This window comes from Novosphingobium subterraneum (assembly GCF_000807925.1).
GTDB lineage: Bacteria > Pseudomonadota > Alphaproteobacteria > Sphingomonadales > Sphingomonadaceae > Novosphingobium > Novosphingobium subterraneum.
On record NZ_JRVC01000031.1, the window covers coordinates 1 to 21,353 of the forward strand.

The 21,353-nt window shown below is 61.9% G+C and carries 21 protein-coding genes, 1 tRNA gene and 1 pseudogene; 11 read left to right on the forward strand and 12 right to left on the reverse strand.

All coding sequences use genetic code 11. The annotated features are described in order from the left end of the window. A pseudogene (locus NJ75_RS21075) lies at positions 1-635 on the forward strand (hypothetical protein); the annotation flags it as partial. 82 nt (positions 636-717) lie between these two features. Continuing rightward, complete coding sequence (locus tag NJ75_RS21080; protein ID WP_052242718.1) at positions 718-1,365, forward strand: Crp/Fnr family transcriptional regulator; 648 nt, start codon at positions 718-720, stop codon at positions 1,363-1,365. Positions 1,366-1,387: 22 nt separating this feature from the next. On the opposite strand, the gene NJ75_RS21085 is transcribed toward NJ75_RS21080, so the two are convergent. Further along, complete coding sequence (locus NJ75_RS21085; protein WP_052242719.1) at positions 1,388-2,005, reverse strand: DUF4142 domain-containing protein; 618 nt, start codon at positions 2,003-2,005, stop codon at positions 1,388-1,390. 104 nt (positions 2,006-2,109) lie between these two features. Further along, the gene (locus NJ75_RS24920; RefSeq protein WP_082013512.1) at positions 2,110-3,696 is read right to left on the reverse strand and encodes a hemerythrin domain-containing protein; all 1,587 of its coding nucleotides are present in this window, start codon (positions 3,694-3,696) and stop codon (positions 2,110-2,112) included. Positions 3,697-3,954: 258 nt separating this feature from the next. Here NJ75_RS24920 and NJ75_RS21100 point away from each other — a divergent pair, with 258 nt between their 5' ends. From NJ75_RS21100 to NJ75_RS21110, 3 genes are read left to right on the forward strand one after another with little or no spacing between them, the layout of a single operon-like run. Next, a complete protein-coding gene (locus NJ75_RS21100) occupies positions 3,955-4,584 on the forward strand; it encodes a Crp/Fnr family transcriptional regulator (RefSeq protein ID WP_082013513.1) in 630 nt (209 codons plus the stop codon). Further along, positions 4,581-5,279 (forward strand): SRPBCC family protein, encoded by a 699-nt coding sequence (locus NJ75_RS21105; RefSeq protein WP_052242721.1) that lies wholly within the window; start codon positions 4,581-4,583, stop codon positions 5,277-5,279. The genes NJ75_RS21100 and NJ75_RS21105 overlap by 4 nt, the downstream gene beginning before the upstream one ends. Continuing rightward, on the forward strand, positions 5,279-6,448 hold the full coding sequence (locus tag NJ75_RS21110) for a zinc-dependent alcohol dehydrogenase (RefSeq protein ID WP_039337939.1): 1,170 nt from the start codon (positions 5,279-5,281) through the stop codon (positions 6,446-6,448). Before NJ75_RS21105 ends, NJ75_RS21110 begins: the two co-directional genes overlap by 1 nt. Before the next feature lie 3 nt (positions 6,449-6,451). On the opposite strand, the gene NJ75_RS21115 is transcribed toward NJ75_RS21110, so the two are convergent. Next, positions 6,452-6,907, reverse strand: a complete 456-nt coding sequence (locus tag NJ75_RS21115; protein ID WP_052242722.1) for a DUF6766 family protein — start codon at positions 6,905-6,907, stop codon at positions 6,452-6,454. Positions 6,908-7,141: 234 nt separating this feature from the next. On the opposite strand from NJ75_RS21115, the gene NJ75_RS21120 reads away from it, so the two are divergent. Beyond that, positions 7,142-7,675: a CinA family protein gene (locus NJ75_RS21120; RefSeq protein WP_082013514.1), complete on the forward strand. Its 534-nt coding sequence runs from the start codon at positions 7,142-7,144 to the stop codon at positions 7,673-7,675. Positions 7,676-7,677: 2 nt separating this feature from the next. Here the strand turns inward: NJ75_RS21120 and NJ75_RS21125 are convergent. The 5 genes from NJ75_RS21125 to NJ75_RS21145 all read right to left on the reverse strand — a co-directional run bounded on the left by NJ75_RS21125 (position 7,678) and on the right by NJ75_RS21145 (position 11,772). After that, positions 7,678-7,754, reverse strand: a tRNA-Pro gene (locus tag NJ75_RS21125). Positions 7,755-7,982: 228 nt separating this feature from the next. Next, on the reverse strand, positions 7,983-8,300 hold the full coding sequence (locus tag NJ75_RS21130) for a 2Fe-2S iron-sulfur cluster-binding protein (protein WP_039337897.1): 318 nt from the start codon (positions 8,298-8,300) through the stop codon (positions 7,983-7,985). Between the two features lie 41 nt (positions 8,301-8,341). Beyond that, positions 8,342-9,979 (reverse strand): flavin-containing monooxygenase, encoded by a 1,638-nt coding sequence (locus tag NJ75_RS21135; protein WP_039337898.1) that lies wholly within the window; start codon positions 9,977-9,979, stop codon positions 8,342-8,344. A 225-nt stretch (positions 9,980-10,204) separates the two neighbouring features. After that, complete coding sequence (locus tag NJ75_RS21140) at positions 10,205-10,975, reverse strand: enoyl-CoA hydratase-related protein (RefSeq protein ID WP_039337899.1); 771 nt, start codon at positions 10,973-10,975, stop codon at positions 10,205-10,207. A gap of 50 nt (positions 10,976-11,025) precedes the next feature. Continuing rightward, entirely contained in the window at positions 11,026-11,772 is a 747-nt protein-coding gene (locus NJ75_RS21145) for an SDR family NAD(P)-dependent oxidoreductase (RefSeq protein WP_039337900.1), read from the reverse strand. A 298-nt stretch (positions 11,773-12,070) separates the two neighbouring features. Here NJ75_RS21145 and NJ75_RS21150 point away from each other — a divergent pair, with 298 nt between their 5' ends. The 3 genes from NJ75_RS21150 to NJ75_RS21160 are packed head-to-tail and all read left to right on the forward strand — an operon-like array spanning position 12,071 to position 14,951. Next, positions 12,071-13,153, forward strand: a complete 1,083-nt coding sequence (locus NJ75_RS21150) for a zinc-binding dehydrogenase (RefSeq protein WP_039337901.1) — start codon at positions 12,071-12,073, stop codon at positions 13,151-13,153. Positions 13,154-13,191: 38 nt separating this feature from the next. Further along, on the forward strand, positions 13,192-14,457 hold the full coding sequence (locus NJ75_RS21155) for a cytochrome P450 (RefSeq protein WP_039337903.1): 1,266 nt from the start codon (positions 13,192-13,194) through the stop codon (positions 14,455-14,457). Next, positions 14,454-14,951: a flavin reductase family protein gene (locus NJ75_RS21160; RefSeq protein ID WP_039337904.1), complete on the forward strand. Its 498-nt coding sequence runs from the start codon at positions 14,454-14,456 to the stop codon at positions 14,949-14,951. Before NJ75_RS21155 ends, NJ75_RS21160 begins: the two co-directional genes overlap by 4 nt. A 45-nt stretch (positions 14,952-14,996) precedes the next feature. On the opposite strand, the gene NJ75_RS21165 is transcribed toward NJ75_RS21160, so the two are convergent. The 3 genes from NJ75_RS21165 to NJ75_RS21175 form a co-directional block, all read right to left on the reverse strand. Beyond that, a complete protein-coding gene (locus NJ75_RS21165) occupies positions 14,997-15,584 on the reverse strand; it encodes a TetR/AcrR family transcriptional regulator (protein ID WP_039337906.1) in 588 nt (195 codons plus the stop codon). Between the two features lie 50 nt (positions 15,585-15,634). Continuing rightward, positions 15,635-16,570 carry an SMP-30/gluconolactonase/LRE family protein gene (locus NJ75_RS21170; protein ID WP_039337908.1) on the reverse strand — a complete coding sequence of 312 codons (936 nt, stop codon included), beginning with the start codon at positions 16,568-16,570 and terminating at the stop codon, positions 15,635-15,637. A gap of 103 nt (positions 16,571-16,673) precedes the next feature. Further along, on the reverse strand, positions 16,674-17,513 hold the full coding sequence (locus NJ75_RS21175) for an enoyl-CoA hydratase/isomerase family protein (protein ID WP_082013515.1): 840 nt from the start codon (positions 17,511-17,513) through the stop codon (positions 16,674-16,676). A 246-nt stretch (positions 17,514-17,759) separates the two neighbouring features. Between NJ75_RS21175 and NJ75_RS21180 the strand changes: the two genes are divergently transcribed. Both NJ75_RS21180 and ribB read left to right on the forward strand, forming a co-directional pair. Next, positions 17,760-19,454, forward strand: a complete 1,695-nt coding sequence (locus NJ75_RS21180; protein ID WP_039337945.1) for a class I adenylate-forming enzyme family protein — start codon at positions 17,760-17,762, stop codon at positions 19,452-19,454. Positions 19,455-19,500: 46 nt separating this feature from the next. Next, the gene (gene ribB / locus NJ75_RS21185) at positions 19,501-20,646 is read left to right on the forward strand and encodes a 3,4-dihydroxy-2-butanone-4-phosphate synthase (RefSeq protein ID WP_039337909.1); all 1,146 of its coding nucleotides are present in this window, start codon (positions 19,501-19,503) and stop codon (positions 20,644-20,646) included. 9 nt (positions 20,647-20,655) lie between these two features. Here the strand turns inward: ribB and NJ75_RS21190 are convergent, their stop codons facing one another. Then, positions 20,656-21,333 (reverse strand): TetR/AcrR family transcriptional regulator, encoded by a 678-nt coding sequence (locus NJ75_RS21190; RefSeq protein WP_052242723.1) that lies wholly within the window; start codon positions 21,331-21,333, stop codon positions 20,656-20,658. Positions 21,334-21,353 lie beyond the last annotated feature (20 nt).

Consider the following 21,353-nt stretch of genomic DNA (forward strand, 5'->3'; position numbering starts at 1 on the left):
TTCTCGGTGTCACGTGCCTGCAGGACGCGCCCTACATGGCCGCCTACGAGTGCTTCGACAGCTATTCGGCGTTCGAACGCTATCTCGATTATGGCGGGCCCGACCTGATACCGTCCGTGCGCCTGCTGCTTTCGGAATACTGCCGCCACGCGCTCGATCGGGCATGGTTCTACTACCCCGATGCACTGCCGGAAGAGAGTGTCGCCAAGGACGACATCCGCAACGGCTATATCCTGCGGCGCCTCAATTTTCCCTTGGAAGACCTTTATCCAGACAGCCAGCCTGCGGGTCAGGTTGGCCAGGAGATTTACGGCAGCGGCGCGGCGCTGATCTACACCACCCGCAGTTTCCGCAGGATCGAGGGCGTTCCTTTCCTGATCTGGTGCGACGTCTTTGTCCGCGCCGTCCACAAGATCGACGCGACCACCATCAGCATGCGCATCGATGGCCCGGCCGGGACCGAAGCGCGGCTCGCGCTGGTGATGGAAGATGGCAACACGCCTGACGGCATCGAACCGCGCCTGACCACATCCGACGGCCGAGCCCTGCCCTTCGAACTGCAAGACGGCCGCCTCGAAGCGCGCCTTCCCGCTGACGCTTCGCTCCTCTTCGCCTGGAAAGAGACCAAGAAATGATGAAAGCCGCGCTCAATACCGACGAAGGCGCTTCCCACGCCGAGCGGCCGCCGATTTCGAAGCCGTGTGGAACCTGAAAGGCATGGCACAGACAAGGCAGCCTTCCGCACCTCGCCTGTTCGACAGGGGCTCTCATCTTGCAAGAGCAGGCGATCGGCGCGCGGAGATCTATCGCATCAAGGAAGGCTGGGCCTGTCGCTATGACATTCTCGCAGATGGACGGCGGCAGATAACCGATCTCTATCTTCCCGGTGACTATTGTGAGCCACAATGGCTGATCACCAGGGATGCCACAGCGCCCATCATGGCCCTGACGCGCCTTGCGGCTGAACCGATCTCGGTCGATCTGCTCTACCGGCAGGATCAGGAAGGGATCAAACAGGTACTCGCGGGGATCGTCCGCAACCTGGAGAGGCAAACCCAATGGCTCGTCCGCCTCGGGCGGAAGAATGCGACGGAACGCATTCTTGAGCTGCTTGCCGATCTTTACGAGCGACTTGGCTCAAGCGATCAACCGACGTTGATCTCGTTAAGCCAGGTCGAAATAGCCGATGTCGTGGGTTTGACCCCGGTTCACGTCAACCGGATCCTTCATCGCCTGGCCGAAAAAGGCCTTGTCGTTCAGCAAGGGCGTAGCCTGTTCGTCATGCCACTCATTGCGTCTGGTGCAGAAGCAGGACCCGAAAAGTGCTTGGTCAGGAAGCCGGACGCGGTCCATACCGATAGCTGAAGCGCGCGTGCGTTGGCTGTCCTCAGGGCTGCATGTTGCGGACTTCGGCCAGGTGCTTCTGGACGACGGGCGCAGTCTTGGCGGCAAAGTCCATCAACGGCTTCGCGTCCCCGCTGCTCGCATATGTCGTCAGCATGGCATAGGCTTTCTCGTGCGCTTCCACCTGCTGCCGGATGTAAAGATCATGGGCGGATTTGCCATCGGCAGCCTGAAGCTGCTGGAGCTTGCCCTGCTGCGCATCGGTGAGGATGGGGGCTTGGCGCAACTGAACGCCCTCGACCTTGCTCGCCGCAGCCTGAAGCGCGTTCGCAGAAGCAGTGTGATCGCGGATCATCATCTGCGCAAAATCTCGCAAATCGCCTGTGACTCCCTTTGACTGGACGATCCTGGCACTTTCCAGTTCGAACTGGTCGCTGCCGGAAGCCGCATCGACAAAGGCCTGGCCGGTGAGAGGCAGGGCCTCTCCGGCAACAGCGCCGGTTCCGGGAGTTGCAGTGGCAGCAGCGCTATCGTCTGCAGCATCGGTGGCCGGGCCGGTTGCAGCGCCTTCATCGCCCCGGGGTGCGTTGCACGCTCCAAGAGCGGCGGCGAGCGCCACGACGACTGCGGTGCGGCTTGCGCCTTTCGGAAGTAGGGGCATGGAATGGTTCTCCTTTTCCTGCAGATTCCGGGGTTGTGTCTCTCATGATGCAGAGTGAAGGGGTCGGGCATTCACGCCCGACCCCGACACTTTCCGCTCAGAGTTCAGTTCCGGTTGTCCCAACCCCTGCGGGCGGCTTCCGAATGCCCACGGGAATCCCCGAACCAGCCACCGTGGCCGCCGCTTCCACCGCGACCGCGACCGCGATCGTCGTCGTCATCGTCTCGCCCGCGATAGGAGCGGGAAGAACCACGGTCATCGTCGTCGCGACCGCGCGACGAGCGCGTTGATCCGCGGTCTTCCCAGCCCCGGCGCGAAGCTTCGGAGTGTCCTTCGGGATCACCGAACCAGCCGCTGCGGCCATGATCGGGGTTGTCCCAGCCGCGACGCGCCGCTTCGGAATGGCCGCGCGAATCCCCGTACCAGCCGCTGTCGCCATGATCAGGGTTGTCCCAACCCCGGCGTGCGGCCTCGGAGTGCCCGCGGGAATCGCCATACCAGCCGCGCCCGTCGTTGCCGCCGCCATTTCCGCGGCCATTTCCACCCTGGCGGCGCCCGCCGCGATCGTCGTCGTCGTCGCGGCTGCTCCCGCGTGACGAATAGCCACGGTTGTCGTCGTCGTCGTCATCGCGCGACGAACGCGACGAGCCACGGTCCTCCCACCCGCGACGGGCTGCTTCGGAATGGCCACGCGAATCTCCGTACCAGCCGCGTCCATCATCATCACCGCGGCCGCCCCCGCTACGCCCGTTACTGCGCCCGTAGTCGCGGTCGTCGTCGTTGCGGCCCCGACTCGATCCGCCGCCATTGCGAGAGCTGGTGAAGCGCCCATCCTCATCGCGTTCGCGACCGGAGCCGCCGTCGCGGCGGGATCCGCGATCATCGTCCGAACCGTTGCGGCCTCCTGCACCGCCTCTGGCAAATCGACCCTGATCGTCGCGTTCCTGCCCGCGCTGTTGATAACTGGCCATTTCGTATTCCTCTCGTTGGTTGTTCGTGGATCGAATGTGGATCGCCACCGGCTCTCCGCCGGGGAGACGATCGCGCTGTTCAAGCTCGGCACGGCGCTGCTTCAGCCGTTGAGCCAGTTCCGGGGTGTCCACCCCATGCGCCTGGGCTTTGGCAAAGATGCCGTCCTTGCCGCTTTCTTCCTCCCCGACATGGTGCTTGACCTGTTCGGCCAGCACCTTGACCTTGGCATCCCGGAAGGGATCGTCATCGCGCAGGTTCATGAGATCGGCGATGAGCACCTTCGCGCTGTCATGTTCGACCTGCGCCTCGTTCAGCGGGTCGTCTTCCGGGATGCTGTCCCGACACGCCGGGTAGAAGATTTCCTCTTCCAGCATCGTGTGCAGGGTCAGCGCTTTGCAGACCTCCTCGATGAGCGTCTGCTTTTCCTCCTCGCCAGCCTTCTCGAAGCGGGCGAAAAGCTGTTCGGCCTTGCGATGATCGGCCTTCAGGCTCGCAATCGCGCTCCGATCCGGGTCAGTCGTTCTTGCTGCGCCCGTCTTTGCTGCACCTTGCTTGCCAGCGGTCTTGCGAGCCTGCTGCGCCTTGGCCCCGTTTGCGCCGCCGCTGCCGGATGAGCTCTGTGACTTGTTCTCGTCCCCGACAGCGGAACTGCCCGGTTTGGCGTTCGCCGTATTCTCGGCGGCCTCGTCGTTTGGCTTGGCGCCAGCCTGTGATGCCATGGGATTGCCTCCTCTCTCTGTGCCCGGCTGCAAGCGCCGGATCGCATCGGGAAAAGGCCGCACGCAGCTTGTTCGATCCTCTGCGCTAACCTGGTTGAAGCAATGTCCGCCGTGCGGGCCACACCTGCGGCGAACAGATCGGCGCGCTCTGTCCACGGCACGCCTCAAACGCAGAAAACCTTTCTACATTAATGGGTTAGTCCTGCATCAGTCGTTCATGACGCAGTGAGCGGGTGCAGCACGATTGGATGCCAGCCCATGCACAAGCGAATATCGGAAGTTCCCTGGAGACAATTCAGGCGGTACGAACATCTCGCCCGCGCAGGGGACCGCTCTGACTGCATATACTGCATCAAGGATGGCTGGGCGTGCCGCTACGAGTTGCTCCGCGACGGCCGCCGCCAGATCACGGCGCTTTATCTGCCCGGGGAGTACTGCGAACCGCACTGGCTCCTGTCCGGCCAGGCCCGTCTGCCAGTGATGGCCCTGACCCGCCTCACCGCGAGGCCGATTCCGCTTGGCCAGATCGATCACCCTGGCGAGGGCGGGGTCAGGAATGTCCTTCACGCCATGGTCCAAGCCATGGAGCGGCAGGCGCAATGGATTACCCGCCTTGGCCGCAAGAGCGCGACCGAACGGATCGTGGAGCTTCTCGCCGATCTGCGCGCCAGGCTGGGCAGTGATGACGACAAGGTCGTGATCCCGCTGACCCAGCGCGAGATTGCCGACATCGTGGGGCTGACGCCTGTCCACGTGAACCGCGTGCTGCACCGGCTGGCTGAACAGAACTGCGTTCACCTGTGCGGCAGAAGCCTGCTCGCATCCACGCAGATGGATCACAGCACCGAGCAGCACCCATGCGCTGAAAAGCAAGGAGAACAAGGATGAGCAGGCACGAACCACCCTCGGGCCGACAGGCATTGGCGGCTGTGGCCATGACGACGGCGATCGCTGCAGGCATCGGGCTGGTGCTCGGAGCAAGGCGTCGGCCCCGTGACGTGAGTGGGGACTCTGCTCCGGGCTATGCCGCGCGACGGTCATTCGGGAGCTATGCGGTAAGCGGCCGCAGCGTGACCATTGCCCGTCCGCGCGAGGAGTTGTTTGCGTTCTGGCGCGACTTTGCAAATCTCGCCCGGTTCATGGAGAACGTCGAGGACGTGCGGCCGGTCGGCGGGGACGGGCACAATGTCTGGACGATCCGCGCGCCCGCGGGACGGACCGTCGCAATCGAAACGGTGATTGCGCGCGAGGAACCGGGCGAGCTGATTGCGTGGCGTTCGGTTGCCGGGTCGGACATCGATACCGAGGGGCGCGTGACGTTCGAGGATGCACCGGGCGAGCGGGGGACCCGGGTCAGCGTGCGCATCGCCTACAAGCCGCCAGCCGGTGAACTGGGGCGACTGTTTGCCAAGCTGCAGGGGCGGGAACCTGAAATCCAGGCACGCCGCGATCTGCGCCGGTTCAAGATGCTGATGGAGGCAGGGGAAATAGCGACATCGGCAAGACGCAAGGAGCAGACCCGCGCTGCAAGACAGGCGCGCGAGGAACAGGACCAGGCTTCCACTCCAGCGGAGAACGCATGATGCGCGCATTGACCTTTCACGGTACGCAGGACGTCCGTGTCGACACCGTCGACGATCCCGAGATCATCAACCCGCGCGACGCAATCATCCGCGTCACCTCGACGGCGATTTGTGGTTCCGATCTCCATCTGTATGATGGCGTGATCCCCGGGGTGATGCCCGGAGACATTCTTGGCCACGAGTTCATGGGCGAAGTGGTTGAAACCGGGCCGCTCAGCACGCTTGTCAGAGGACAGCGCGTGGTGGTGCCCTTTACCATCAGCTGCGGCCGCTGCTTCCATTGCAATCGTGAGGAGTTTTCCGCCTGCGACAATTCTAACCCGGCCGAAAAGCAGGACCTGGCGGAAAAGGCTTATGGCCACGCGACGTCAGGGATCTTCGGCTATTCGCACATGACCGGGGGCTATTCGGGCGGCCAGGCGGAGTTTGTCCGGGTGCCATTCTCCGACGTCGGCCCCATCGTCGTGCCCGAGCATCTGGATGACGAGCAGGTCCTGTTCCTGTCGGATATCCTGCCGACGGGGTGGATGGCAGCGGAGAACGCACAGATCGAACCCGACGATACCGTAGCCATCTGGGGATGTGGTCCCGTTGGCCTGTTTGCAGTTCAGTCCGCTCTCGCCATGGGGGCGGCCAAAGTCATTGCAATAGATCATTATCCCCACCGGCTCGAGCTGGCGCGTGGTCTCGGTGCAGATATCATCAACTTCCGCGAGACCAATGTTCTCGAGGCACTGATGGACATGTCAGGCGGCCTTGGTGTCGATGCGGTGATCGACGCGGTGGGCATGGAAGCGCACGGCTTTGCGATCGACAACATCTTCGATATCACCAAGCAGAAGATCGGTATCGGCGCCGACCGGGCCGCTGCGCTGCGTCAGGCGCTGCTGGCTGTCCGCAAGGGCGGGCGCGTTTCGGTTCCCGGTGTCTATGGCGGACTGGCCGACAAGTTTCCGCTCGGCGCGCTCATGGAAAAGGGGCTGCAACTGCGCACCGGGCAGACTCACGTGCAGCGGTACATGAAGGATCTGCTTGCGCGGATCGAAGACGGCACGCTCGACACCACGTTCCTCATCAGCCATCGCCTGCCGTTGGAAGAAGCGGCCACGGGATATCGGAACTTCAAGGAGCAACAGGATACCTGGACCAAGGTCGTGCTCAAACCCTGACACTCATGATCCGTCGGCGCGCTCCTGCTCGTGTCCATGGGGGCGGGGGTGCCCATGGTGACGCAGGTATCTGTCGTCGATTCCCTGGAGCAGGGCATCCGCGCGTTCGCCGGCCTGCAACCGTATCAGGGCATCGATCTTCGCCTCCATGCGATCGTCGTTTTCCTTCGATGTGGGCGATCCGACATAAAGGAAGTAGGCGAGCCCGATCACCTGCCACATCAATTGCAGAAATTCCGACTGCCAGTTCTCGAAGGTATCGCGCAGCATCTCATCCAGATAGGCGCTCCATTCCGGCATCTGCCCATGCGTCTGCGACTCATCCACGTAGGCTTTCCAGCCAAACCACCAGTGCAGGGCAAAGGAACCGAGGAAGAAGGCCAGCGTGATCCAGCCGTAGGCGTATTTGCCCCATATCCCGCGGCGGGATGCCTGATCCTCTGTGCGGCTTTCCGGCATCGCTTCGCTCCATTGCAGTCGCGTTGGTACTCACCCGGGCAAAACCGGTGGCCAGTCGGATAGGTTCCAAGCATATGAAAAGGCGATGGAAACTGGAACCTAACGGCAAACCTCCGATTGACCTTCGTGACAAGCAAACGCGTCGTGACAGACACGCCAAAGCCGGGGCGGCTGGCTGGGAGAGGCTGGTCGCTCCTCAATGGCGCCAGTCCATGTTCGGCCAGGAGATGATACATGCCAACGGACGACTTGCCTGACGGTATCGAGAGTGCCGAAAATCATGCCAGAAAGGTTCTGGCGCAGATCTCGGCAGCGGGCCTGACGGTGGCGACTGCCGAAAGCTGCACTGGCGGGCTGCTTGCATCGTTGCTGACCGACATCGAGGGTTGCAGCAGCGCATTTGATCGCGGCTTCGTCACCTATTCAGCCGCTTCAAAGACCGAAATGCTGGGAGTACAGGCCAACGTGATTGCCATGTTCGGTGTCGTCAGCCGCGAGGTGGCTCTGGCAATGGCGCAAGGTGCATTGGAAAACAGCAACGCGGATATCGCCTTAGCCATCACCGGCTTTGCGGGCCCTGGCGGAGCGCGCGACGAGGCCGGACTGGTCCACCTTGCCGCCAGCGGCAAAGGCCATCTTGCGATCACGCGCGAATGCCATTTCGGCCTCGCGGACCGGGCGCTCGTCCGTCAGCGGTCCATCAACGCCGCGCTGGAAATGCTGGAGGAAGCCTGTGAGCGCCTGACCGACTGGCGCAAACGGACATGAAGTGGTCGGGGAGATAGGATTCGAACCTACGACCCTCTGGTCCCAAACCAGATGCGCTACCAGGCTGCGCTACTCCCCGACCGGGAGAAACCCCTGTTTCCGGGGGTTTTGGGTTCGTCCAAGACGCTGCAAGAGCCACGATATGCACCCTGTCGGGCGTAATCTGGACGTAATGCAGCGACCTTGATCGCCTCGACTGTGGCCAGCCAAGGTGGCGGCGCATGGCAGGTTGAAGCGGGCATGTCAATTTGTCTCATCTCATTTCGTGATGAGTGCTCGCGGCACCAAGTAGCGCTGGCAGTGGCGCTTAGTCTTCCGGCGCGATCCGCAAAATCATGCCGTCCATCTTCTGGTCCAGCATGATCTGACAGGAAAGGCGTGAGTTTTCCTGCCTGTGGTCTGAGCTGTCCAACAGGTCGTCCTCGTCTGCACCGCCCACGTGGTCGGTTCCGTTTGGCCCGGCCTCGATATAGACATGGCATGTGGCGCATGAGCAGCAGCCACCGCAAAGTGCCAGCAGCTCGTCGAGGCCGTTGTCCCGCAGTGCCTCCATCACCGAACAGCCCGGATTTGCCTGTATGGAAAGTTCGGTACCGTCGCGCTTGACGACTTTCAGATCGATCATGACTTGCCTGAAAAAAGGGGTGAGACTGAGGAATCGCAGGCTCAGGCCATTTCGAAGCCTTCGTAATCGCAATAGGCGACCTGCTCGCAGCGGCGGCGATACTCTGGGCCTCCGCCTACATATACGAGCGTGCGTCGAACCACGCTGCCGTCGGGCTTGTGGGTGACCTTGATCCACCAAGCGTTTGTTTCGGCCATCAGCGTCCGTTCGAAGTCACGGTAGATTGCCTCGGTCCATGCGGCTTCCGCCGCTTCGCTCGGCTCGGCAGTCTCGAAGCCACGCGCCGCCATATAGAGCAACATCTGCGTGACCCATTCAGCCTGCAGCGCACCACAGACACCGACGTTGCAGAAAGCGGAGCCGTTGTGCGGCCCGACAAGCGCGAAGAAATTCGGGAAGTTGCGCGTCTGCAGGCCCAGGTAGGTCGTCGGCCCGTCGGCCCAGGCGTCGATCAGTCGTTGGCCCTGGCGTCCACGGATGTCTATCCGGTCAAGCGAGCCGGTAACGCCATCGAAGCCGGTTGCGAAAATGATCACGTCGACCTCGAGCAGTTCGCCGCCGATGATCACGCCGTTCTCGACGAACTCGTCGATTGGCGCGGCCTTCAGATCCACGAGATGCACGTTCTCGCGATTGTACGCCTCGTAGTAGTTCGTCTCCATCGGGACGCGCTTCGAGCCGAATGGGTGGTCGGTGGGAATGAGCTTTTCCGCAACCGTCTGGTCCTTGACCCGCTGGCGGATTTTCTTGGCCACGAAATCGGCAAGGAACTGATTGGATTCACGGCTCAGCAACAGGTCGCGAAAGCCACTGAGCCAGATGCCGTAGCCGGGCTGGTCATACAGTCGTTCGAAGAACTCCTCGCGCTCTTCGGCTGAGACCTGAGATGCCTTGCGCGGATCGCGGTGATACGGGAACGCGGTGTCGGTAGTTTTCACGTATTCGAGGATGGTCGGGTAGCGGGTGCGGATCAGGTTCATGTCCTCGTCGCTGAGCGGTGTATTGCCCAGCGGCGTGCACCAGTTCGGATTGCGTTGCAGCACGAACAGCTCGCCCGCCGTCTCCGCCACGATCGGAATGATCTGCACGCCGGTCGCCCCGGTGCCCAGCACTGCAACGCGCTTGCCGGCGAAGTCCATGCCTGCAAGATTGCCCTGGTCATCGCGGGGCCAGCGCGAGGAGTGGAATGCCTGGCCCTTGAACAGGTCGATGCCCTTGTAGTCCGGCATCTTCGATGCCGAAAGCGGACCGGTGGCCGAAATGAAGAAGCGTGCGTGGATCGTCTCGCCGCTGTCGAGCGTGATCTTCCACCGCTTCTCGTCGTCCAGGAAGTGCGCGCTCAGCACTTTCGTCTTGAACCTGTAGTGTCGGCGCACGTCCATCGCATCGGCCGCCGCATTCACGTAACGCAGCATCTCTGCCTGCCCCGCGAAACGCTCGCTCCACTTCCAGTCGGGGATTATCCCCGTCATCGCAAAGTAGCCGTAGGCGTAGCTCTCTGTATCAAGGCGGCAGCCCGGATAGCGGTTCCAGTACCACGTTCCACCAACGTCGTCGGCGGCGTCCACGCCGAGAACCGACATGCCTTTCCGGTGTAAGAGATACGTCTGGTAGATCCCGGTGACACCCGCGCCGACAACGACCGCATCAACCACGATAGGACTATTTGAATCTGACATTGGCGTTCCTCGGCCTTGTTCGGGCGCAGGGGCGTGCGCTTCTGACGGTACCCCTGAATCGCTGAATTACACCTAATCAAAATTAGGTTTTGAGGCAACATGATTTGACGGCTGTTGGGAGATTCTCGAAAAAATCTCCAAATCATGGCGCATTTCACAGGGAATCTAATGCGCGAAGATGCGCAGGCTTGTGAAACTCAAGCTAACCGCTATTAGTTTAGCTGCTTACGTTCCGGCCCAATGTGGTTTCCTGCGTCCCGACCAGGCATCGATAGCCTCGGTCCGGTCGCGGGTTTCGGCGTAGCGGCGGATGCCGGGGTAGGTGCCAGACAGAGCCTCGGTCAGCGATCCTTCCAGCCCTGCGATGGCGGCCTCCTTTGCCGCTCGCGCCGCAAGGGGCGAGCAGGCAAGCAGTTTATCGGCCCAGCGCGTGGTCGCATGCTCCAGGCAGTCGGGCGCGACGACTTCGTTGACGAGTCCGTAATGCGTGGCTTGCGCGGCATCCAGGGGCTCGCCGGCGAGGATCATCGCCATCGCCACATGGTGGGGCAACTGCCGCACAGCCCGGTGCACCACTCCGCAATGATCGATGATTCCCGCGCGGGCTTCCGGCAAGGCAAATCTCGAGGTCGTGGCGGCAACGATGATGTCGGCGCACATCGCGATCTCGAAGCCTAGCCCGAGAACGTGGCCGTAAGTCGCGCAGATCACCGGTTTGGAGATCGGCCGCAGCCGTCCCCCAATGCCGGTGATCCCGCCTCCGAACGACAGGCCGCTGCTGCCCGTGGGCGGTGCGTGCATGTCACCCCCGGCGCAGAACGCGCGTTCGCCGTTGGCGCGCAGGACGATGACCCAGATTCCGCTCTCGGTCTCGAACTTGTCCCACGCTGCGCCGAGAAGCTGGTCCATCTCCTCGTTTAGGGCATTGAGCGCTTGCGGCCGGTTCAAAGTAATGTAGCCGACGTGCCCCACGGTGGATGTTTCGATCAGCGCCATTTGTCCTATCCTTCCCCGGTTCCCGCCTGGGCCTAGTTCAGTCTTTTGACTCAGTGTGCCAGCATGCCGGCATCGACGAGGTGTTCCGCGCCCGTGATGTAGGAAGCCTCGTCCGACGCCAGGAACAGCACGAGGTTGGAAACCTCGGACGGGTCGGCGATGCGGCCGAGGGGGATCTGCGACAACGCATCACCGCCCACCTCGTCTGTGGCCTCGACCATCATCGGCGTCTGGATGAAGCCCGGGTGCACGGAATTGACGCGGATGTTGTACTTGCCGAATTCCACGGCAGTCGCCTTGGTCATTCCGCGCACGGCAAACTTGCTGGCAACGTAGGCAAGGCTGGGAAAGCCGTAGTTTGCGGCCATTCCGGCAATCGACGAGATGTTGACGATCGAGCCTTTTTGCGCCTTGACCATGACGGGCAGGACCGCGCGCATCCCGAAGAAGACCGCGTCCTGGTTCACAGCGCAGACCTTGCGGTAGCCGTCGTCGTCAAGGCTGTCGGTCGCCGCCATGGGGCCAAGGATGCCGGCGTTGTTTACGAGGATGTCGATGGACCCGAATTGGCGGACTGCGGCTTCGACGATGCCATCCCAGGAGCCGGGGTCCGTCACATCCTGCTTCAGGAATATGGCATCGTTGCCCAGTTCCTCGACCAGTGCGTGGCCTGCAGCTTCGCTGAGGTCGGTAAGGACGACCTTTGCGCCTTCCCTTACGAAGGTGCGGGCATGCGATTCCCCCATTCCCCGCGCGGCACCCGTGATTATTGCGGTTTTGCCTGCCAGCCTTGCCATTGTTCGTCTCCTCTCGAACGTCGCTACCTAATCCCGATTCAGGTAATGTTATCAAATTTTGTCGGAACGACAATGGCTTTTGTTGAGGGAGATCTCGCCGCTTGTCGCTAAGCGGAATTTGAGAAAGGCCGTAAAAACGGGTATTTTGCCGCTTTGCGCGTTTGCGTTTGTTCGCTTGAGGCAATCCTACCGCAGGTGGAATCAATCCTATGGACTAATTGTGATTAGTTGGATAGCTTCACAGCAACGAAAGAGCTGCGAGGGCTTCCGGCGGCTTCATGTCGAGAGGAGATGACGGATGAAGGGCAGGGCAACGGTCCTGGTTGAGACCAACCGCCTCGAAACTTGGGAGGTGAACGTCCATTCTCCCGAACCGGGAGGGGCGCTCGTGCGCACGGTGCTGGGCGGCGTGTGCGGCAGCGATGTCCACATCATGACCGGCGAGGCCGGCGAGATGCCTTTCCCGATCATCCTCGGTCACGAAGGCGTCGGCGAGATCATCGAGCTCGGCGCGGGCGTATCCACCGATTACGCAGGCGTGCCGGTCAAGCGCGGCGATCTCGTCGTGTGGTCGCCCATCGCGCTGTGCCACCGTTGCTATTCCTGCACGATCCTTGAAGAGACACCGTGCGAGAACAGCCGCTACTTCGAGGATGCATCGAAGCCAAACTGGGGCAGCTATGCCGATTTCGCATGGCTTCCCAATTCGATGCCATTCTACCGGTTGCCGGATGGCGCCATCCCCGAAGCGGTTGCTGCGCTCGGCTGCGCGCTGCCAACCGTGCTGCGGGGCTTCGATCGCTGCGGACCGGTGCGCTTCGGCGATAGTGTAGTCGTGCAAGGCGCCGGACCGGTCGGACTCTCTGCGGTCCTGGTTGCGGCGCAGGCCGGAGCCCGCGAAGTGATCGTGATCGATGCTGCGCCCGCCCGGCTCGAAGCCGCGGTGAAGCTCGGTGCAACCGCAACGGTGTCGCTCGGCCTGCCACAGGACGAGCGCAAGCGGATGATCTACGATCGCGCCGGCAAGCAGGGCCCCGATATCGTGATTGAAGCGGCAGGCGCACTGCCCGCCTTTCCCGAAGGCGTGGACATCAGTGGCATCCACAGCCGCTACATCATCCTCGGGCTCTGGGGTGCGATCGGAACGCAGCCAATCTCGCCGCGTGACCTGACGCTCAAGAACCTCACGGTCGGCGGGGCATCGTTCCCTGCGCCGAAGAACTACTATCACGGCATGCAGTTCGCCGCGCGCGTGCAGCACGAGGTGCCGCTTGCCGAACTGGTCAGCCACCGCTTCGGCATCTCGCAAGCTGCCGAAGCGCTTCACGCCACCAAGACCGGCATCGCTACCAAGGCGGTGATCGACCCGTCGATCAGCTGAACCTTAGGGTGACAGACCAGAATTCAAGGACAGGACCGATGAACGCCGAAACCCCGAAAACACTTGAGAAACATCGCGTGTCACCGCCCCCCCACGTTCCCGCTGACCTGATACGCGAGATCGACGCCTATGACCTTGACGGACTGGAGGCAGGTTTCCACGAAGCCTGGAAGCAGGTGCAGCAGCCCGATACCCCGCCGCTGGTCTGGACTCCGTTCACGGGTGGGCACTGGATCGCAACGCGCGGCGTGGTGATAGATGAAGTCTATCGCAGCCCCGAACGCTTCTCGAGCCGGGTCATCTGGGTCCCGCGCGAAGCGGGTGAAGCCTACGATATGGTGCCCACAAAGCTCGATCCGCCCGAGCACACGCCCTATCGCAAGGCCATCGACAAGGGTCTGAATCTTGCCGAGATCCGCAAGCTCGAAGAGCAGATCCGGACCATTGCGGTGGAGATCATCGAGAGCTTCGCCGATCGGGGAAGCTGCGACTTTGGCAGCGAGTTTTCAACGGTCTTTCCAGTGCGGGTCTTCCTCGCACTGGCGGGATTGCCGATGGAGGATGCACACAAGCTTGGCCTTCTCGCAAACGAGATGACCCGTCCGTCAGGCAAGACGCCCGAGGAGCAGGGCCGATCGCTGGAAACGGCCAACCGCGGCTTCTTTGAATACGTGGCGCCCATCATTGCCGAGCGCAGGGGCGGCAGTGGGACAGATCTGATCACCCGCATTCTCAATGTCGAGATCGACGGCAAGCCCATGCCCGACGACCGGGCGCTCGGCCTCGTGTCGCTCCTGCTGCTCGGTGGGCTTGATACCGTGGTCAACTTCCTCGGTTTCATGATGATCTACCTCGCTCGGCATCCGGAAACGGTGGCTGAAATGAGGAGCGATCCACTCAAGCTGCAGCGCGGGGTTGAAGAGCTGTTCCGTCGCTTCGCCGTCGTTTCCGATGCCCGCTATGTCGTTGCCGACATGGAGTTCCATGGCACGCAACTGAAGGAGGGCGATCTCATTCTCCTGCCGACAGCCCTGCATGGCCTTGACGATCGGCAGCATGCCGATCCGATGACCGTCGACCTCTCCCGTCGGGACGTCACCCACTCCACCTTTGCGCAAGGGCCGCACCGCTGTGCAGGCATGCACCTTGCGCGGCTGGAAGTGACCGTGATGCTGCAGGAATGGCTCGCTCGCATTCCCGAGTTCAGGCTCAAGGACGGGGCGAGGCCGATCTACCATTCGGGTATCGTGGCGGCGGTCGAGAACATTCCGCTTGAGTGGGAGCGGCAGAAGGTTCCGGCATGATGGACGAGATCAAGGCATCTTTCCGCAAGGTCCTCGGCCATTATCCTACCGGGGTCTGTGCAATCACGGCGATGTCCTTGGATGGCGCGCCAGCCGCGATGATCGTCGGTTCGTTCACGTCCGTATCGCTCGATCCGCCTCTTGTCGGCTTCTTCCCCGACAAGCAGTCGAGCAGTTGGGGCGCGCTGTCCCTTTGCGACGGGTTCTGCGTGAACGTGCTGGGTGCGTCGCAGGAAGATATCTGCCGCAAGTTGGCGTCGAAGGACCCGCGCAAGTTCGAAGGCATAGCGCACTCCACCTCGCCACGTGGCGCTCCCATGATCGACGGGGCACTCGTCTGGATCGATTGCTCGACGCACTCCGTAAGCGATGCGGGGGACCACCTGCTGGTTCTCGGTGCTGTTGAAAGCTTCGGCGTCGCAGGCGACGGCGATCCCCTGCTGTTTCACAAGGGAAGCTACGGCAAGGTTGCATCGTTCCTGCCTGCCGCCTGATTGTCCCAATGCCGGTCGCGGCCCTGCGCCCAGGGCGGGGCCGCGTTACTCGTTGGCAAAACCGTTCAAGGCGAGGTCCGCAGCCTGCTCCGCGATCTGGGCAGGCGCCAGCTTGCCCGGCCGGTACCATGTGGCGCAGGAGTCGAGCATGGCGATCAGGAACTTCCTGACGACCGTCGGATCAAGGCTGCTTCTTGCCGAGCCATCGGCTTGCGCTGCGGCAATCAGATCGCGCCAGTAGTTGTCGAAACTGGAATAGGCCGCCAGTACCCGGCCCTTCATCTCCGCAGGCAGATCGTCGAATACGCGGGAAACCGCCGACGAATAGTCATCGCCGGTCAGCAGAAAGCCGATATGCGCTTCGATCGCCGCCCGCAGCCGTTCCAGCGCGGTCGCCGATGGGCCAAGCACTTCGACCTGAGCCATGATGTGGCGATTGTTGCGGTATATGCCTTCCATCATCACTGCCTCGACCAGATCGTCCTTCGAGGAAAAGTGATGATAGATGCTGGGCGCAAGCATCCCGGCACCGGCGGCAATCTCTGTGAGTTTCGCGCCGGCAAGGCCCTTCTGTCGAAGGGCGGTCGCCGCCGAATCAAGAATGCGAGTCTTGCCGTTTTCAACTTGTGCCATGATCAATCTTCGTTTGGTTCAGGCACAACTGATGCACCGGGGCTTTGTGATCAACCTGCAAATGGAACGTTTGGCACGCCAGCGGCAGGAGGATCAAGAATTTCGAAAAGCCCGCCGGCCAAAGGCTGCTGCGCGAACTGGTCGGCGCCATACCCCTGTGAGCCGGTGATCAGGAACAGCCGCGAATAGTCTGTGCCGCCAAAGGCTGGGCGAAGGCCGCGCCTTACCGGCAGGCGGCGCTCTTCCAGGAGCGTGCCGTCCGGAGCAAACCGGCGCAGCATCCGGCTTTCGTAAAACGCCATCCAGATGCAACCCTCGACGTCCACCGCCATCCCGTCAGGATAACCGTCGTCCGGCTTGAAACGGAGAAAGTCGCGCCGGTTCGAGAGGTTGCCGTCAGCATCGACGTCATAGGCCCAACTCACCAAAGGCATCGAGTCGTTGACGTAGGCGGTCCTGCCGTCGGGGCTGAAGGCCGGACCGTTGGCCGTCACTATGTTCTGCTCTTGCGACGACACGGTTCCGTCCGCGTCCAGGCGGTAAAGCTCGCCCGTATTGCGCGCGTCGAGATTGCCGAGCGTGCTCTCCTTGTCCTCGGCCGTGGTGCTTTCGTCCCACTGGCTGCAATCGCACGAACCTGACCAGTAGCGACCGCTACGATCGACCACGCCATCGTTCAACCTGGCGATGCGCGGATCGGCAATCGGGTGGACGAGCGGATGGTAGGTTCCCGCTTGGGGATCGATATGCACGAACCCGTCGGCCGAAGAGGCAATGAACCCACCCGACGATCTGGGCGCTAATGCACTGACCCATTTGGGGGGAACCCAGGTGCCCTTGCTGCCGGTCTCGATATTGAACCAGTTCACGCTGGGCGCTTCTATGTCGACCCAGTAGATGCAGCCATCGCGGTCATCCCAGATCGTACCTTCGCCGAGGATAGCCTTGGCGTCCCAGAGGCAGCGCCACCGTTCACCTTCCATCATCTCATCGTCCTGTCCCGAAATGTCGAACCCTGGTCTAAGTGTTCGACTCCTTATAGCGCCAGCCTAATTAAAATTAGTCTGTCTCGACAACTCTTTTGTAACCTCAGCCCTGTTCAGCGGCGCGAACCTGATGGCGGCGGAAGATTTCCTGCGAGCTTTCGCCTGCGTAATCCTTGACCACGGCCTTCAGGTCCTCGGTCTTGAGGCGGTTCCTGATCCTTGAAACCTCGGGTTCGAGGTGGAGAAGCGCGTCGCTTTCCGCAACTGCGGAGAGGGCTGCATGGAAGCCCGCTGCTTCCATGGCCCGGTTGATCGAGCGCTTTTTCATGGTGAGAACCGCAGGTGGCACGAGTTTCATGCGCTGGGCCAGGCTTTCGCAGCACGCGATGAGTTCCGACGCGGGCACGGCGCAATTCGCCCAGCCCCATTCGGCCGCTGTACGCCCGTCGATGCGGTTGCCCGGAAGGAACGCGAATTCCTTGGCTCTTCGTGAACCGACATGGCTGGTCCAGGCGGGGGCGATGAAGCCGCCTCCGATTGGAATGGTAGGCTCGCTGATCACCGCATCGTCGGCGACCACCAGGATGTCTGCAAACGAAGCAAGTTGTGCCCCAACGCCAATGCAATAGCCGTGCACCGCAACGATAATGGGCTTGGGGTGCCGCCAGAGGTCGAGCCAGCGTTCGACATATGAGGAAAGCCTCATCACATCGCTCGTAGGGCCGCTCGTCGCGCTGTATTGGCCAAGGTCCATGCCAGAGCTGAAGCCACGGCCATTTCCGCGGATACCAAGAACCGGAGCGCCATTTGTCTGCCGATCCTTGACCAGCGCAGTGAATCGCTCGAGCACTGCCGCCGAAAAGGCGTTTGCGGCCTTAGGGCGATTGAAGACGATCCAGTCTATCGCCTCGCCTTCCTCGAGGACAACTCCATCCATGTCCATCGTCATCTCCTGTCCGGACACCGGTCCGGGTCGCCGTGCCGGCAATGGCCCGTGAGCCATTGGCGCCACGCTCCGAACTTCTGTTTCATCTCATCGGCCTCACCTGTTTACACGTGGCTTAAATTAGGGCAAACCTAAATCGTATTAGACAGAATTCTTTGCGACGAGGCCAGCATTCGTGCCTTGATGGGCATTTTGCGCTCTACCGGCTGGTTGCCGGAAGGCGCATCGGGAGAGACGACTGACATGTTTGCGATGAGTGCAGATGACCGGAGGCACGCGATTGCCGCTCGCCATCCTGCCTGGGTCTGGAGCAGCCTCCACGGCTATCTCGATTGGAGCACGAACGATTTCGGCGAACGTCCGCTGGTCATCACTGACAACGACGTGCTCACCTACTCCGACGTTGCCCGCCAGTCTGTTGCGCTTGCCGCCGGTCTGCAGGCGCGAGGCATCACCAAGGGCGAAAGGGTTGGCCTGATCATGGCCAACGATCCCCTGACAGTCCCGCTGTTGTTCGCCATCTGGCGGGCCGGTGCTATCGCGGTGCCGCTGAATACTCTCTACAGACCGGATGAGATCAGGTTCGCGCTGGCCGAAGCCGGTTGTGCGTTGCTCATCGCCATGGACAGGTTCGGCTCGCGCAATTTGGAGCAGGAGCTCGACGAAACTATCCCCGGTTGGCAGTCTGGCACGTGCGCTGAGTTGCCTGAACTGCGTGGCGGGCTGATCTTCGACCGCGCTGTTCCTGAGCATCTGGTCCAGCAACTGTCGGTCCCGGCCCCTTCCGGCGTGCGTAGCGGGGATATCGCGGGAGACGACACCGCGCTCATCCTGTTCACTTCGGGCACCACCGGCTCTCCGAAAGGGGTCGAGATCACCCACGACAACCTTCTACGGGCGATGTACGCCGGCGCCTATCATCAGGCGTTCGAGGATGGCCGCCGCGCCGTCTTCTCGCTTCCCCTCTACCATGGTTTCGGTCTCGTCGTCGGCCTGCTTTCGGGCATGGTTGCGGGCGGCGCGATCATTCCATTGCTGCGGTTCGATCCGCACCAGATCCTCGATGCCACGCAACGCCATCGCGCCACCTACCTGATGGGCGTGCCCACAATGACAATCGCTCTGCTCGAGCAGGCCAAGCGACAAGCTTACGATCTGTCTTCCCTCAACGCGATTCACAGCGCTGCAGCGCCCACGCCGAGCTGGGTGTGGGAGGATATCCGCGCCACTTTCGGATGCGATGAGATCATCACCAGCTATGGCCAGACCGAAGTCACCGCGACCGTGATCTGTACCGCGCCCGGAGATTCGATCGAGATAGTATCGGAGACGCAAGGTCGCATCGTCGAGGCCGGGATTGCAGGCATGGCCGATCAGGACGGCCGGATCGCACAGTTCAAGACGATCGATCCGGAAACCGGGGCAGACCTGCCTTGGGGCACGCCCGGCGAGCTGTGCTGCCGAAGCCCGATGAACAGCAAGGGCTACTTCCGCCGACCCGAGGCGACCGCATCACTCTTCCTCGACGGAGGCTGGATCAGAATGGGGGACCTCGGTCAGTTCCGTCCGGACGGAAACCTGTTCCTGACCGGGCGCACCAAGGAACTCTACAAGAGCAAGGGCGAGCTCGTCTCGCCCAAGGAACTCGAACAGATCCTCACCGCCAATCCTGCGGTCTCGCAAGCCTTCTTCATTGGCATGCCCGACAACCAGTTCGGCGAATGCGGCTGCGCCTGGGTCGTGCGTGCAGAAGGCAGCGCGATCACCGTCGAGGACGTCATGGCCTACCTTCGCGAACGTATTCCCGCTTTCAAGATGCCACGCGACGTCTGGTTCACGACAGACGAGGCGCTGCCCAAGACCGGGACCGGCAAGGTACAGAAGGCGGAACTGCGCAAGATCGCGCTGGAGATGCTCGCCGAACAGAAGGCGGTCTGAGGATGCGATGCAATCCGGCTGCACGAGAATCGAAGGAATGCCCGCAATGATCGAGGCCGAAATCTCCCCTATCGAGGATATCATCCGCGAAGCCGTGGAAGGCCGCCCGTTCATCCTCGTCGATGCCGACGACCGCGAGAACGAAGGTGACATCATCATCCCGGCGCAGTTTGCAACGCCGGCGCAGATCAGCTTCATGGCCTGTCACGCCCGCGGGCTGATCTGCCTTGCCATCACGCAGGAACGCTCGGCGGAGTTGAAACTGAGGCCGATGGCCCCGCGCAATCAGTCCGGTTACGGCACGGCGTTCACCGTGTCGATCGAAGCGAAGGAAGGGGTCACCACCGGAATTTCTGCGCACGACCGGGCGCGAACCATCGCCGTCGCTGTCGATCCCACCAAAGGTTCAGACGACTTGGTCACACCTGGCCACGTGTTCCCACTGACAGCTCGCGATGGCGGAGTGCTGGTCAGGGCAGGGCACACCGAGGCGGCGGTCGACATATCCCGTCTCGCCGGGCTTACGCCCGCCGGCGTGATCTGCGAGATCATGAATGACGACGGCACCATGTCACGCCTGCCGGACCTGAGGGTCTTTGCCGCAAGGCACGGGCTCAAGATCGGTACGATCGCTGATCTTATCGCCTATCGTCGCTCGTCCGAGCAACTGGTCGAGAAAATGGCATCCGCGCCTTTCCAGAGCCACTTCTGCCCCTCTCCCATGACGGTTCATGTCTATCGCAACAAGATCGACGGGGGCGAACACGTTGCTTTGGTCAAGGGTGAGATCCGGCCCGACGAGGACACGCTTGTCCGCGTGCATCAGGTCGATCTCACGACCGACGTACTTGGCTGGAACACCGCGGCGCCCGATTACCTGCGGCGGGCCCTCCGTTTCATTTCGGATCATTCCGGTCCGGGCGCGCTCGTGCTGGTGCGCGATCCGGATCCGGAGTCGATCTCCCGTCGCGTAGCGGGGGGGCGGCGCGAGTACCACGAGAAGAACGCGAACCGCGATTACGGGATCGGCGCGCAGATCCTGATCGACCTCGGCGTTCAGCAGATGACCTTGCTGACATCAAGCAAGGCCAAGCTTGCCGCGCTGCAAGGTTTCGGCCTGACGATCAACGGGCGAACCGAATTGCGCGAGAACCGCCCCGATTCACCGCTCAGGATCCTGCCGGATTTCTGAGCCGGATCTTCAGGCGGCGATTTCTGTGCCGACCCGCACCGGCGCAGCGAATGCGGCAACGATCTGGCCGATGGTGTCTTCCACGGCATCCTCGAAGCGCTCCTCCTGGCTGTCGCTGTCACGGGTGTGGATGACGAGAATGTTGAGGAACATGAAGCACGCCGTGATAAGGCGGCGCTGCGCTGCTGCTTCGCTCAGATAGTCGAGGCACGCGCGTAGCAGGGCCAGCGTCCGCGCGAGCTGAGGGGCGACGTGATCGCCGAACTGCCCGAACTGCTGCGCCTGATAACGCTGAAGATAGGCCGTCAGGAACGCGGCATACGAATGGTCGCCAAACGCGTCGATCAGCTGGATCTGTGGCAGGAAGATCACTTCGACGATGGTGCGCAGGTCGTTCAGCTTGCCTTCCGCTTCCGCCTTGGCAAGCATCAGGCCGCGCATCTCTTCCATCTGGTTCATTCGGTAATCGAACACTGCCTGCACCAGCGAATCACGCGAGCCGAAGTGATATTGCACCGCGTGGTGGTTGCGCTGGCCGGCCTGCGAAGCGATCTCCCGCAGGGACGCTCCTTCTATTCCATCACGAGCAAACAGGACCTCCGCCGCCAGAATGAGGGCCACTTTAGGCCCCTGATTCAGGATCGAACTCGTCGGAGCGGACGGCCGCAAGGCAGGTTTCGTAGGCATTTAAGCCATTTGGGCTAATC